The sequence below is a fragment of the Staphylococcus argensis genome (genome assembly GCF_002902305.1).
In the GTDB taxonomy this organism is placed as follows: domain Bacteria; phylum Bacillota; class Bacilli; order Staphylococcales; family Staphylococcaceae; genus Staphylococcus; species Staphylococcus argensis.
In genome coordinates this window covers 859,454-874,086 of sequence record NZ_PPPX01000001.1, presented here as the reverse complement: position 1 = coordinate 874,086, position 14,633 = coordinate 859,454, and the positions used below count along the sequence as shown (strand labels likewise).

Genomic DNA, 14,633 nt, shown 5'->3' with positions numbered 1-14,633 from the left:
TTTTGTGGAGGGTGTAATAAATGAGCAACGAAAAACAGGTAACTGAAGCACCTGTAAATTTCGGGCAAAATCTTGGATATATGTTAGACCTATATGATGTTTATTTACAAGATCCATCATCAGTTCCTGAAGATTTACAAGTCCTTTTTAGTACAATTAAAGACGGTGAAGCTAACATCGTAAACAAAGCAAGCTCGGATGCAACTAGTTCACAAAGCGACAGCACGATTAAACGTGTTATGCGCTTAGTCGACAACATCCGTCAATACGGGCATTTATTAGCTGACATTTACCCAGTAAATCGTCCAGTCAGAGAACATGTTCCTAAATTAAACATTGAAGACTTTAATTTAGACAAAGAAACTTTAGAAACAATTTCTGCAGGTATCGTATCTGATCACTTTGAAGATATTTACGATAATGCATACGAAGCTATCGAACGCATGGAAGACCGTTATAAAGGTCCGATTGCCTTTGAATATACACACATTAATAATAGTAAAGAACGTGTATGGTTGAAACGTCGTATTGAGACACCATACCAAGCTTCACTAAACAATGAACAAAAAATTGAATTATTTAAAAATTTAGCGCACGTAGAAGGTTTCGAAAAGTATTTACACAAAAACTTCGTAGGGGCTAAACGTTTCTCAATTGAAGGTGTTGACGCACTTGTACCAATGCTTCAACAAACGTTACGCTTAGCGAGTGACGAAGGTATTTCTAATGTCGAAATCGGTATGGCGCACCGCGGACGTTTAAATGTCTTAACTCACGTGCTTGAGAAACCATACGAAATGATGATTTCTGAATTCATGCACACTGATCCAATGAAATTCTTACCTGAAGACGGTAGTTTAGAGCTTACTTCAGGTTGGTCTGGCGACGTGAAATACCACTTAGGTGGCGTGAAGACAACTGATTCATACGGAATTAAACAACGTATTTCACTCGCAAATAACCCAAGTCACTTAGAAATCGTTTCACCTGTTGTCTTAGGTAAGACACGTGCAGTTCAAGACGATACTGAACAAGCTGGTGCAGTGACTACAAACTTTAAAGATGCGATGCCAATCCTTATCCATGGTGACGCAGCATATCCAGGTCAAGGTATTAACTTTGAATCTATGAACTTAGGTGGCTTAGAAGGCTACTCAACTGGTGGTTCACTCCACATCATCACGAACAACCGTATCGGTTTCACTACTGAACCTAATGACGGTCGTTCTACAACTTATTCTTCAGACATCGCTAAAGGTTATGATGTGCCAATCATGCACGTTAACGCTGACGATGTAGAAGCGACAATTGAAGCTATCGAAATCGCTATGGAGTTTAGAAAGGAATTCCATAAAGACGTTGTTATCGACTTAGTAGGTTACCGTCGTTATGGTCACAACGAAATGGACGAACCTTCAATTACGAACCCTGTTCAATATCAACACATCCGTAAACACGATTCAGTTGAAATCCTTTACGGTAAAAAGTTAGTTGAAGAAGGCGTTATTTCTGAAGACCAAATGAACGAAGTTATCGATGACGTGAAGAAAACATTACGTTCTGCTCACGATAAGATCGATAAAAACGATAAAATGGATAACCCTGACATGCAAAAACCAGATGCGATTGCAGAACCTCTTAAAGGTGACGACCAATCATTCTCATTCGAGCATCTGAAAGAAATTAACGATGCAATGTTATCTTATCCAGAAGACTTCAACGTCTTGAAGAAACTCAACAAAGTACTTGAAAAACGTCGTGAACCATTCGAAAAAGAAGATGGTCTCGTAGATTGGGCTCAAGCGGAACAACTCGCGTTTGCTACAATTACTCAAGATGGCAAACCTATCCGTTTAACAGGCCAAGACAGTGAACGTGGTACTTTCAGTCATAGACATGCTGTACTTCACGATTCTGAGAATGGCCAAGAATATGTGCCATTACACCATGTGCCTAATCAACAAGCGACATTCTCTGTTTATAACTCACCATTATCAGAAGCAGCAGTTGTAGGCTTTGAATATGGTTACAATGTTGAGAATAAGAACTGTATGACAATCTGGGAAGCACAATACGGAGACTTCTCAAACATGGCACAAATGATCTTTGATAACTTCTTATTTAGTGCTCGTGCTAAATGGGGAGAAACTTCAGGATTAACTTTATTCTTACCTCATTCATTTGAAGGTCAAGGTCCAGAACACTCTTCTGCGCGTCTTGAAAGATTCTTACAACTTGCAGGTGAGAACAACGCGACAGTCGTTAACTTATCTAGCTCTAGTAACTATTTCCACTTACTCAGAGCACAAGCAGCAAGCCTAGGTACTGATGCAATGCGTCCACTCGTCGTAATGTCACCTAAGAGCTTGTTACGTAACAAGACGGTTTCTCAACCTATCAGTAAATTTACTGAAGGTACATTCGAACCTATCTTACCAGAATCAGGCGATGCAGATAGCGTGAAGAAAGTCATCCTTGCATCAGGTAAGATGTTCATCGACCTTAAAGAGTATTTAGCTAAAAATCCTGACGAATCAATTCAGCTTATCGCAGTGGAAAGACTTTATCCTTTCCCTTCAGAAGAAATTCAAGCTGAACTTGATAAGTTACCTAATTTACAACACGTTTCATGGGTACAAGAAGAGCCTAAGAACCAAGGTGCTTGGTCATTCGTATACCCACGCCTTAAAGAATTAACTGCAGATAAATACGATTTAAGTTATCATGGAAGAATACAACGTTCTGCTCCAGCAGAAGGTGATGGCGAAATTCATAAACTTGTACAAAATATGATACTTGAACAAAGTACAAATAATAAGTAGGGGGAAGTACAACATGCCAGAGGTTAAAGTTCCAGAACTAGCAGAGTCTATTACAGAAGGTACCATTGCAGAATGGTTAAAGAGTGTAGGAGATAGCGTTGATAAAGGTGAAGCTATCGTTGAATTAGAAACAGACAAAGTAAACGTTGAAGTTGTATCAGAAGATGCCGGCGTATTACAAGAAACGCTATTCGACGAAGGTGACACTGTAGAAGTAGGTCAAGCTATCGCTGTTGTAGGCGAAGGTCAACCAAGTAATTCAGGTTCATCTTCTTCAGATGACAGTAAACAAGAATCTAAATCTGATGACACTCAATCAGATAAAGATAGCAAAGATGCTCAATCACAAGATGATTCAAGCGAGCAATCAGGTCAACGTGTTAACGCTACACCTTCAGCACGTAGATATGCACGTGAACAAGGTATCGCCCTTAGCGAATTAGCGGGCAAATCAGGAGATGTAGTAAGAAAAGAAGACGTTGATTCTAAACAAAATCAACCAAGTGGTTCTAGCAGCCAATCTTCTTCATCTAAAGAAGACAGCAAACCAGCTCAATCATCTAAACCTTCTAAACCAGTTGTACGTGAAAAAATGTCACGTCGTAAGAAAACAGCTGCTAAGAAATTATTAGAGGTTTCTAACCAAACAGCAATGTTAACTACTTTCAACGAAGTAGACATGACGAACGTTATGAATTTACGTAAACGTAAGAAAGAACAATTTATCAAAGACCACGACGGTACTAAACTTGGTTTCATGTCATTCTTCACTAAAGCGGCAGTAGCTGCATTGAAGAAATATCCTGAAGTTAACGCTGAAATTGACGGCGAAGACATGATTACTAAACAATTCTACGATATCGGTATTGCGGTATCTACAGACGATGGTTTATTAGTACCATTCGTTAGAGATTGCGATAAGAAAAACTTTGCTGAAATCGAAAGTGCTATCGCAGACTTAGCTGTTAAAGCACGTGATAAGAAATTAGGCTTAGACGATATGGTGAACGGTTCATTCACTATTACTAACGGTGGTATCTTCGGTTCAATGATGTCTACACCAATCATCAATGGTAACCAAGCTGCTATCTTAGGTATGCACTCAATCATCAAACGCCCAATCGCGGTTGAAGATGATAAAATTGAAAACCGTCCAATGATGTACTTAGCATTAAGCTATGATCACCGTATCATCGACGGTAAAGAAGCAGTAGGATTCTTAAAAACAATTAAAGACTTAATTGAAAATCCTGAAGACTTATTACTTGAATCATAATTTGCATGAGATAAACCCCTTGAAGGTGAGCAATCATCTTCAAGGGGTTTTTTTGGATATACACTTTTAACGATTGGTGAAGAAAATTTACCAGACTCTATTTTTTCTTTTTACACCAACAAGGTGATAAACATTTCTAAAATAGATATGAGCTATTCCAGCCCAAACAGAAAAGACCCAAGCTGGAAAACAAACATTTTCCAACTTAGGTCTATCAATTGAACTGTGCAATGCAAGATTATCCAACAAAGATAAAGACGAGTAATTCAATAATCGCAATCACAATAAAAATACCAAACACGATACCATAAATGTTATTCTTGTTCTTACTTTTATTATCTTTACGATTCTGTACAGATTGAGACATATTACTGAAGAACGTAATACCACAATAAACTGCAATCAACAATGTTATACCGAACAATACCCAAAAGTTAAACATGATGACAGACCTCCTTCGTCTGAACTTAACGTTACTACTATTCTATAATATATTTTAATATAGAAATAGTTAATTCTCCAACAACTTATTTTACTACTTAAATCCATCCCACATAATGTCTAAACATATAAATCATAATCAGAATACGTTATAATTAAAGTTAATAGAAATAAAAGGGGTGTGGTAATATGACAGGGTTACGAAGTGTAACACTTGGTGCTAAAAATTTAAAAAAGATTTCTACTCTCTTCCATGATCAATTGGGTATGAATGTGAAAACAAATGGGGAAGCATTGCGTTTTGGCGATGCTGATTTAAGTCCGGGAACACGCGTTCACTTTGTAGAGATACCACATTACAGCACGAAAGACCAACATATTTACAGTTTAGGTTTACGTGTTCCTACTGACGAGGCACTACAAGAATACCAAACTATTCTCGGCGAACATGGTATTCAATACAGTGACATCACGATGTTAAATACACATAAGTGCTTCCATTTCATGAGTCCTGAGGGTCATCGTATCGTCATTTATTCTGACGAACATAATAGTGGTGAACCTTTAGGAACGCCGTCTACGTACAGTTCAGTTAATCCGCTTCACCAAATTCAAGGTTTAGGACCTGTAGTGCTACGTGTGAATGATTTATTGCTAACGCGTTCAGTGCTCAGCCGTGTCTTTGATATTGAAGCGTTTGCGGAATATACATTGTCTGAAGACGAAGATAAAGATGTACTCGTCTTCAAAATTGGTGACGGAGGATTAGGCGGAGAATTACACATGTATCAATCCGATAAAACGTTAGATTTACCTGATTATGGTATTGGAGAACAAATTGAATTTGCAACGGATGATCAAGGCCAATTCCAACTCGCTAAAGAAGAACTTGATGAAATTGGTATTCCTTATCAAACGTTAGATCAAGAAAGTACAAAATCGTTACGAATTAATGAAGCGAGTGGTATTTCATTCATTTTAACTTTAGAATATAATTAAATAGGTAGTTTAGTGAAAGGAACGAAAGTTATGTTACATGAAGAATGGAAATCTAAGACACCGATCAAGCGTGTAGAAGTCGTTCATACGGATGCTGATAAGTTTACAGTGTCAGACATGCTTACAGTCGGTCAACAATATGATGTAGTAAACGAGACAGAAGAGTACTATCAAATCATCGATAACTCTGGTTTAGTCGGCGGTTACTACAAGACGTATTTTAAAGAAATTTAAAGATATTGACATTTGGAAAGGGCTGGGGAGTGACTTACTCGTGATTACCCAGTCTCTTTTCTGTATACAACTATAGGTAAAAGGAGTGCTTACATCTTGGCACAAGGACAATATATCAATAATGATGCGACAGTATTCGAAGACGCCCAAGCATTAATGGCTTTGAATAAAAATATTCTACTCAAAGGGCCTACAGGTTCAGGTAAGACGAAGCTAGCTGAAACACTCAGTGAAACTGTCGACATTCCAATGCATCAAGTCAATTGCTCCGTTGATTTGGATGCTGAAAGTTTACTTGGCTTCAAGACGATTCAGACCAACGACAAAGGTGAACAAGAAATTGTCTTCATCGATGGACCGGTCATTCAAGCGATGCGTCAAGGCCATATCCTCTATATTGATGAAATTAATATGGCTAAACCTGAAACGTTGCCTATTCTTAATGGCGTGTTAGACTATCGTCGTAAATTAACCAACCCGTTCACGGGAGAAGTCATTCATGCTGCACCAGGCTTTAATGTCATTGCAGCGATTAACGAAGGTTACATAGGTACGTTACCGATGAACGAAGCATTAAAGAACCGTTTCGTTGTCATTCAAGTAGATTACATCGATGGTTCGATATTAAGCGACGTCATCCGTCAACAATCGCGTCTGGATGATATGTCACTCATCAAACAAATCGTTCAATTTAATAGCGATTTACGCACGATGACGAAACAAGGACAAATCTCCGAGGATGCTGCGAGTATCCGTGCATTAATCGACTTGAGCGATCTTGCGACAGTCATGCCGGTAAGACGTGCCATTCAACGTACGATTATCGATAAACTTGAAGATGAACGTGAACAGCAAGCGATTGAGAATGCAGTCGAACTAAATTTTTAGTGAGGGATAACTATGAATGAACGCTTTATCATGTTTAACGACGAACAACTTGATGCGAAACAAGTCATGATGTTGCAGGATTTGGCTAGGTTGTTACTACGCAATCCACAAACACAAGTGAAGATTCAAAAGTTTCCTTACTATAACCCGATTGAGAATACACTGATCACGAGTACATTCTGGTCACATCGACCTAAGTATATTGAGACGAACGGTTTGAAGACAGACGTGATGCTTGCTGCTTACGGCTATCACTGGATGGACACGTCGATTGTCAACGAAGTGATAGAGGAACAAGAGTTCCAACATCCCAAGCTCTATCAACAAATTTTTAAAATGTTGGAAGATCAACGTATTTTAAATCAAATCGTGGAAGAACGTCCTAGTACACGTGCAGCAATTGAATTACGTAACCAGACTCGGCTTAGTTATACCGAATCGCAAATCAAGGTCTATGAAACGAAGACGACCTATACTGATTTAGTGCTGCTACATTTAGAACGTTCTGTGCTCAAACAGAATTTCTTCGATGTGCCTGAGATACATCCTTCCCTAGACGATATCTTTGTAGCGATGTACCAATACTTGCCGGACTTCTTTAACTGCACATGCTCCGAAGATAGTATGTATATGGCGCAAAGAATTATGTTCCAAATTGATGATTTGTTGAAAGAAGATATGTTGAACGAATATTACTATCTTCCTAAGAAAGTCTATTCTGAACTAGAAGAATGGCAAGATGATCAGTTGAAGCGCGTGGACGCCAGTCAAACTGACCAACATTCAGAAGAATCAAGTGAAGATATTGCGAGTGCAGAGATTGAAGCGAAGGCACAAGATAGTCAATCAGAGGGCGGATCTTATTTAGAGATGGAATTGCATGAAGGTGAAACCAGTGATAGCGTTTCGAACAATGATACTGCCAGAGAAGGTGACGCGAGCGATGATATTACCGATGTCGCCTCTACTAAAGGCAAAGGAAGCCGTCAAACTGTTGATAATGAACTCGGCGGCATGGTGGGTCAGAATTCGCTCTTTGCTTTAAAAGGAATTAATGAGAACGTCTCTGTGGATTGGAATGTTCCTGACATTTTACCAGAATATTTCAGTCAATATTTAGAAGTTGAAAAAGATGTGCAATACGAAATTAAAGATCTCACTCAAATTATTAAAAAAACGATTGAACGTGAACGTCAAGATGAACGTCATAACTTAACGAAAGGTCGCTTACAAAGAGACCTCATTAACTGGTTTATTGATGACCAATATAAACTATTCTATAAAAAACAAGATCTCAGTCGTCAATTTGACGCGACATTCACACTATTAGTCGATGCATCAGCCAGTATGCACGACAAGATGGATGAAACAATCAAGGGCGTGGTGCTCTTCCACGAAACACTTAAAGCCTTACAAGTGAAACATGAGATTCTCGCATTCAATGAAGATGCGTTTGAAGCAGACGATCGCGAACAACCTAATATTATCGATGAAATCATCAACTATGACCGCTCACACTTTGATAGAGAAGGCGCACGTATTATGGCATTAACGCCTCAAGATGATAACCGAGATGGGGTCGCAATTCGACTTGCGAGTGAACGTTTGCTTCGCCGCTCTCATCAACAGCGTTTCCTAATCGTTTTCTCAGATGGTGAACCATCCGCATACAATTATAGTCAAGATGGTATCTTGGATACGTATGAAGCTGTAGAAACCGCACGTAAGATGGGTATAGAAGTCTTCAATGTTTTTCTCAGTCAAGACCCGATTACTGAAGACATAGAAGAAACGATTCATAATATTTATGGTACATTCTCCATCTTTGTTGAAGGCGTGCAGAATTTACCAAGTCATCTTGCACCGTTACTAAAGAAACTTTTATTGAAATCTTTTTAGTCGTACAGTCATTGTAAAATACAATTAACATAACTATTTTTAAATATTCTGAAACTTTTATAGACGCCTGTTCTTTATCATGTTAGAATATAAAATATTGTTAATGAATTGATTTAAAGGAGTACTAACATGAGAAAGAATACATGGATTATTGGATTTACATTATTCGCAATGTTCTTTGGAGCAGGAAACTTAATATTTCCTCCCAATGTAGGACTTGAAAGTGGTCAATTCTTCTGGCCATCGATTATCGCCTTTGCTTTAACAGGTATTGGCTTACCTTTAATGGCTGTGATTATTGGCGCAGTTGATAAACAAGGTTATATCGGTTCATTAAATAAGATTTCTCCTAAGTTTTCAGTTATCTTTTTAATGGTCGTTTATCTTACAATAGGGCCATTGTTCGCTATCCCGCGTACTGCATCTACATCCTTTGAAATGACTGTAACGCCGATCGCACATACGAACAGTAGCTTAGCGCTATTTATCTTCAGTTTAATCTATTTCTTGATTGTACTGTACTTGTGTATTAACCCCAACAAGATGGTGGATCGTGTGGGTTCATTACTGACACCACTTTTACTTATCACGATTCTCGCTATGATTATCAAAGGCTTTATCGATTTCGGTGGCAATGCACAAAGTACGAGCGTATCACCTTATACTTCAGCTTTAGGTGGGTTCTCTAAAGGCTTTACTGAAGGATACTTAACAATGGATGCGATTGCAGCGATTGCCTTTTCAATGATCGTAGTGAACGCAGTGAAGGCGACAGGTGTATCACATGCTGATAACATTTTTAAACAAACAGCGATAGCAGGGGTTATCGCAGCTATAGGTTTAATCATTATCTATATTTGTGTTGGCTCTATCGGTAACCACATGCATATCTCAGATAGTCAAATGCATCAGTTGAAAGCGAATGACCAGAATATCGGTACATATCTGCTTACAACGATTGCGACGGTTGGTTTCGGCTCGTTCGGGAAATACTTGCTTGGAATCATCGTTGCGCTTGCGTGTCTGACTACGGGTTGTGGTTTAGTCGTATCCGTATCAGAATACTTCCACAGAATTTTTCCAAAGATTTCTTATAAATCTTACGTGATCCTATTTACAGTCATCAGCTTTATCTTAGCTAATATGGGTCTCAACTCTGTGATTAAAATGTCTGTACCGGTATTAAGCGTCATTTATCCAATTGCTATTACAGTAGTTATCCTCATACTACTTGCTCGCTTCATACCGACGAAGCCTATCGTACAACGCTTCACGATACTCATCGTGACAATTATTTCAATCCTTGGTGTGATCGACAGTCAAGGTTGGGTTAAAATACCATTTATCGCAAATCTACCATTGAAGGATTATTCATTAGAATGGTTCCCAATTGCGGTTATTGCAGTCATTATTGGTTACATTATTTCTACATTCGTAAAAAAACAAGAACCTATTCATTATGAAAAAGAATAGACGTTATGATTTAAATGCTAGGGTGATTTCAAAACAATCATCCTGGCATTTTTTGATGTATAGAGGGGAACAGTAGGGCAGAAAGGAAAGATGTGTTGCTCTCTCGTATAAGAGTGCTCAAAGTAGTAATGAAGCGAACTATAGATCGATTACGTCTCTTTATATAAAAAATGAGATGGAACCTTCATCATTCCATCTCATTTCTTTAAGTTATTTAATTCATTGATGTGGTGAGTTCTGTTTCATCGATAATAATTGTTGCTTTAAATCTTGCTCAAGTCCCACGAGTTCATGTTCTGCTTTTTGACGTTGTGCACGTCCTTCTTGTTGTATTTGTAGCGTCTGCTGAATCGTCTCAATGATATCATTTTGCGTCGTCTTCAATGTTTCTAAGTCAACCACGCCACGTTCATTCTCGCGTGCAGTATCAACAGCATTTTCTTTCAGCATGGAAGCATTTGTTTTTAATAAGTCATTCGTCGTATCAGTCACTGCTTTCTGTGCTGACACAGCGTGACGTTGACGCATCAACGTGAGTGCGATAGACATTTGGTTCTTCCACAATGGAATGCTCGTTAAGATAGAGCTTTGAATCTTCTCAGCTAAAGCCTGATTGACATTCTGTATCATGCGGATTTGAGGTGCAGTTTGTAATGCAATTTGGCGCGATAGTTGTAAGTCGTAAATACGTTTGCCTAAACGTTCTTGAAACTGCTCCATATCGGCGATAGCTTGTACATCCATCTGATTATCGGTTTGTTGGGCGTGCGCTCTTAATTCAGGCAACGTCTCACTTTCAATTTGCTGTTGTTTCTTTTGTGCAGCTGCAATATACAATGTTAAATCATCGAAGTAGTGTTTGTTCTGATCATAAAGTTCATCGAGTAAATCGATATCTTGTTTCAAGTTGCCTTTATGCTTATCTAATTCTATTGAAATACGATCAATTTGAGCACCGACGGATTGCATGCGAGAGAACACTTCATTGACTGAAGCTTTAGCTCTTTTAAATAAACGTTTAAGTTTTGATTGATTCTCCACATTTAAATCATCAGGATTCACAGATTTCAACTTTTTCATCAAGCCATTTAACGTTTCACCCACAGGTCCCACATCTGCAGACTTTACTTCATTCAATATGCGATGAGAGAACTGCGACATTTGATTCTGAGCTTCTGTGCCATAATTGAGCAACGATTCATGCTCCATAGGTGTGATTTGTTCTGCTAAACGATCGATTTGTTGTTGCTCTTCTGTAGTAAAGTTATGTTGTGGTTCTTGCAAATGAGTCTCTGTCTGTGAATTGTCATTCAAATAGTGATCTAAAGGGTAAGAATTCATGATATCTTTGTCTTTAGACATGTCATTCGCTCCATTTCTTCATACATTTTAGTTACGATAGCGCTTTTGCTCCATACGGTTAACTTCCATTTCGACATCTAACGTTTGATAGTCATCCTCGTTCAAGCGTCTCAAATCAGCTGTTAACGTTCGCTTGATTTCATCTAGCGTAATACGTGTTTGCTCAAGCTTTTGCTTCTCTGTCGATGTCTTCTTCGGTGAGCGTGTGAGACGCGTATAAGCTTCGATAAGATTCAATGCATTATCGATATGCGAATAGAAGAAACTTTCTACGATAAAGAACTTCGACGGTTGTTGCTTTACGGTATAATAGATCGCTCGTGCAATGCGATAAATCTCGTTTACCTGTTTAAAATCTTTAATCGAACGTACATTCATAAACGTTCTCAAGATACGTCTAATCTTGTCTTGAGCATCGTTAAGTTGATGACGAACGAATCGATAATCTCTACGGGATAAACCTATTTCTTGAAGATACTTTCGTGAAGAAAGACGTTGGGTAGGGAAGTAAACGATTCCGAACGTCACAATTGAGATTAACACATCGATAATGACATAGATGTCTAACGCAAATAAACTGACTATCCAAGCAATGACAGCAACTGGAAATGCAAAGGCAGCGCCAATAATACGAGAAATGTTATATCTCAAGTTTCATCTTCCTTTATATTGTTTTAAATTTCTTTAAGCTTTCGTCAACTTCTAATGTTTCAATATCAACATCTTCAACTTTTGAAGCAGGGGAAGCGCCTTGTGATACAGCTTCGACAAATTGTGCTAGCGGTTCTGTGTCACCTTGCGCATATATTTCTACATAGTCTTGCACATTTTGCACCGTGCCGACTACACCATATTTTTTAGCTAACTTCTGTGTATAGTAACGAAATCCAACACCTTGAACAGTGCCATACACTTTCATATGCTTACGTTCCATTCATATCACCTCATATACTTATTATACGAAATTTTAAGGCGCAAAACTAATATTTGCGTTGCACTCGTAGTGTAACATCGGTCGAAAGTATGAGTCGTAAAACTTGATTTATAAACTCTGAAAATATTATAGTTACTTTGTTACATACGTAAAGCGCGCTATCACTTATCTAAATTCTAATAAGATGGGTAGTGAAAGTCTCAGAATATTTTGGTATCAACTCATAGTAAAGGTATTCAAATTGCGTATAGCGAGATAATCGAAAGGATGTAATAAGGGATGTGGACAGTTACAAAGATCAGAGCTGATTACGAAGGTTGGTGGCTTTTTAGTGACTGGACAGACTGTATTATTGAACGTTACAACTATGAAACTTACGCCGAGATGTTAGATGCTTATCGTAAATTGATTACTAAGGCTAAAGCATACTATGATAACTATATCGTAGGGAAGTACAACATACATGCCTTTTACAATAACTGTGAACTAGGGTTCTGTGAAGATTGTGACGAAGACCTACAAATATTTTATAGTTTCATAGTATTAAATAATAACGAAGTTTATTATAATCTACCAATTATTGAATAATTCCTTTTTTGATAATTGTATTGCATTTTAACATGCTTTAACGTATACTGGTAATCAAGCAATAAGTATTATTCCATATTGCAAAGAATATTGTATTTCAGTTTGACTGTGAAACCGTATTTTTTGTAATATGCGAATAACGCATATTGATTGAATTTTAGTCTTGGAGGTTTCACAGATATGAAACAAGGTACAGTTAAATGGTTTAACGCTGAAAAAGGTTTTGGTTTTATCGAAGTTGAAGGAGAAAACGACGTATTCGTACACTTCTCAGCTATTAACCAAAAAGGTTACAAATCATTAGAAGAAGGTCAATCAGTTGAATTTGAAGTAGTTGAAGGCGACCGCGGTCCTCAAGCTGCAAACGTTGTTAAACTATAATTATAGATTTTAATACCAATTGACACAAAAAAGAGCCTTAATTAAGGCTCTTTTTTGTGTCTTTAACTTTATTTCGTATCATTGATGATGAGTTGACGTAGAGATTGACGTTTAATCACTTCACGCGCTTTACCATCTTTCATAAAGAATACAGGTGGTTTCTGCATTTGATTGTAGTTTGATGCCATTGAATAATGATAAGCACCTGTTGAAAGAATAGCTAAATAATCACCGCGTTGTACAGACGAAGGAAGTTTCGCTTCACGCACGATGATGTCGCCTGACTCACAGAGTTTACCAGCAACCGTTACCGTTTCATCCGCTTCTTCCTCACGATTGACTAATAGCGCTTCGTAATCAGCATCATATAATGCTGTGCGGATATGATCACTCATACCACCGTCTACAGAAACATACTTATTTACACCTGGGATTTCTTTAATTGTTCCGACTTCGTATAAAGTCACGCCCGCTTCACCAACGATAGAACGTCCTGGTTCAACACCAATTTCTGGCACAGGGTAATCCAATGATTCAGCTGTTTCTTTAATCGCACTCGTAATTTCTGCGATGCCTTCTTCGATAGGGAAGCTCGTGTCACCATCTACATATTTAATACCGAAGCCACCACCTAAATTGAGTAATTCAACCTCGATGTTATTGTCTTTTAACCATTGAAGCACGAGTTTCGCAGTTTCGATCATTGCTTCTGTACCTTCGATTTGAGAACCGATATGGAAGTGAACCCCTTTGAGATTCAATTTCTCTTTGTCATTAATCGCTTCGATTGCTTCTTTAGCTAAACCATGTTTGATTGAAAGACCAAATTTACTATCTTCTTGACCCGTTTGAATAAACTCATGCGTATGTGCTTCAACACCAGGGTTCAAGCGAACTACCACATCTACCGGCTCGCTCGCATATTTATTGATTAAATCAATTTCTTCTAGAGCATCAATCACGATATAACCGACATGATTTTCCAATGCATATTGAATTTCACGTTTCGTCTTATTATTGCCATGGAAGTGGATTCGTGATGGGTCAAAACCTGCAGCGAGTGCTGTGTATAGCTCGCCTTCTGACACGACATCGAGTTGTAAATCCTCTTCGTCGACCAATTTGACCATTTGTAGGCAAGTAAAAGCTTTTGATGCGTAAGAAATATTGTATTTCAGGCCACTTTTACGAAAAGCCTCGTGATAACGACGCATTTGATTACGAATTTCGTCCTCATCATAAACGAAAGCAGGGGTACCAAAGCTCTGAGCGAGGGTCTTTAAGCTCGTACCACCCATCGTTAATTCACCATACTCATTATATTTAACAGCCATAA

The 14,633-nt window shown here is 38.2% G+C and carries 14 protein-coding genes; 9 read left to right on the top strand and 5 right to left on the bottom strand.

The genetic code is table 11. The features are described 5' to 3' along the window. Positions 1-20 precede the first annotated feature (20 nt). Both CD039_RS04210 and sucB read left to right on the top strand, forming a co-directional pair. Positions 21-2,822, top strand: coding sequence for a 2-oxoglutarate dehydrogenase E1 component (locus CD039_RS04210; RefSeq protein ID WP_103371256.1), 2,802 nt, complete (start codon positions 21-23; stop codon positions 2,820-2,822). Between the two features lie 13 nt (positions 2,823-2,835). Then, positions 2,836-4,098: a dihydrolipoyllysine-residue succinyltransferase gene (sucB, locus tag CD039_RS04205; RefSeq protein ID WP_103371255.1), complete on the top strand. Its 1,263-nt coding sequence runs from the start codon at positions 2,836-2,838 to the stop codon at positions 4,096-4,098. 238 nt (positions 4,099-4,336) lie between these two features. Here sucB and CD039_RS04200 read toward each other — a convergent pair whose 3' ends face one another. Then, positions 4,337-4,540, bottom strand: coding sequence for a Mid2-like cell wall stress sensor domain protein (locus CD039_RS04200; protein ID WP_103371254.1), 204 nt, complete (start codon positions 4,538-4,540; stop codon positions 4,337-4,339). 188 nt (positions 4,541-4,728) lie between these two features. On the opposite strand from CD039_RS04200, the gene CD039_RS04195 reads away from it, so the two are divergent. The 5 genes from CD039_RS04195 to brnQ3 all read left to right on the top strand — a co-directional run bounded on the left by CD039_RS04195 (position 4,729) and on the right by brnQ3 (position 10,032). Further along, a complete protein-coding gene (locus CD039_RS04195; protein ID WP_103371253.1) occupies positions 4,729-5,538 on the top strand; it encodes a VOC family protein in 810 nt (269 codons plus the stop codon). 30 nt (positions 5,539-5,568) lie between these two features. Beyond that, a complete protein-coding gene (locus CD039_RS04190) occupies positions 5,569-5,772 on the top strand; it encodes a DUF6501 family protein (RefSeq protein ID WP_002471003.1) in 204 nt (67 codons plus the stop codon). Positions 5,773-5,928: 156 nt separating this feature from the next. Then, positions 5,929-6,660: an ATP-binding protein gene (locus CD039_RS04185; protein WP_049410764.1), complete on the top strand. Its 732-nt coding sequence runs from the start codon at positions 5,929-5,931 to the stop codon at positions 6,658-6,660. Positions 6,661-6,672: 12 nt separating this feature from the next. Continuing rightward, entirely contained in the window at positions 6,673-8,559 is a 1,887-nt protein-coding gene (locus tag CD039_RS04180; protein ID WP_103371251.1) for a vWA domain-containing protein, read from the top strand. A 129-nt stretch (positions 8,560-8,688) separates the two neighbouring features. Further along, positions 8,689-10,032, top strand: coding sequence for a branched-chain amino acid-like transporter carrier protein BrnQ3 (brnQ3, locus tag CD039_RS04175; RefSeq protein WP_103371250.1), 1,344 nt, complete (start codon positions 8,689-8,691; stop codon positions 10,030-10,032). Positions 10,033-10,251: 219 nt separating this feature from the next. On the opposite strand, the gene CD039_RS04170 is transcribed toward brnQ3, so the two are convergent. Genes CD039_RS04170 through CD039_RS04160 form a run of 3 tightly spaced genes read right to left on the bottom strand, consistent with a single transcriptional unit; the run spans position 10,252 to position 12,328 of the window. Next, positions 10,252-11,394 carry a toxic anion resistance protein gene (locus tag CD039_RS04170; protein ID WP_103371249.1) on the bottom strand — a complete coding sequence of 381 codons (1,143 nt, stop codon included), beginning with the start codon at positions 11,392-11,394 and terminating at the stop codon, positions 10,252-10,254. Positions 11,395-11,421: 27 nt separating this feature from the next. Further along, the gene (locus tag CD039_RS04165) at positions 11,422-12,045 is read right to left on the bottom strand and encodes a 5-bromo-4-chloroindolyl phosphate hydrolysis family protein (RefSeq protein WP_103371248.1); all 624 of its coding nucleotides are present in this window, start codon (positions 12,043-12,045) and stop codon (positions 11,422-11,424) included. Between the two features lie 13 nt (positions 12,046-12,058). Next, positions 12,059-12,328: an acylphosphatase gene (locus tag CD039_RS04160; protein WP_103371247.1), complete on the bottom strand. Its 270-nt coding sequence runs from the start codon at positions 12,326-12,328 to the stop codon at positions 12,059-12,061. Positions 12,329-12,607: 279 nt separating this feature from the next. Here CD039_RS04160 and msaA point away from each other — a divergent pair, with 279 nt between their 5' ends. After that, positions 12,608-12,916 carry a regulatory protein MsaA gene (msaA, locus tag CD039_RS04155; protein WP_103371246.1) on the top strand — a complete coding sequence of 103 codons (309 nt, stop codon included), beginning with the start codon at positions 12,608-12,610 and terminating at the stop codon, positions 12,914-12,916. A 180-nt stretch (positions 12,917-13,096) separates the two neighbouring features. After that, on the top strand, positions 13,097-13,297 hold the full coding sequence (gene cspA / locus CD039_RS04150; RefSeq protein WP_103371245.1) for a cold shock protein CspA: 201 nt from the start codon (positions 13,097-13,099) through the stop codon (positions 13,295-13,297). A gap of 68 nt (positions 13,298-13,365) precedes the next feature. On the opposite strand, the gene lysA is transcribed toward cspA, so the two are convergent. Next, positions 13,366-14,631: a diaminopimelate decarboxylase gene (lysA, locus tag CD039_RS04145; RefSeq protein ID WP_103371244.1), complete on the bottom strand. Its 1,266-nt coding sequence runs from the start codon at positions 14,629-14,631 to the stop codon at positions 13,366-13,368. Positions 14,632-14,633: the final 2 nt, after the last annotated feature.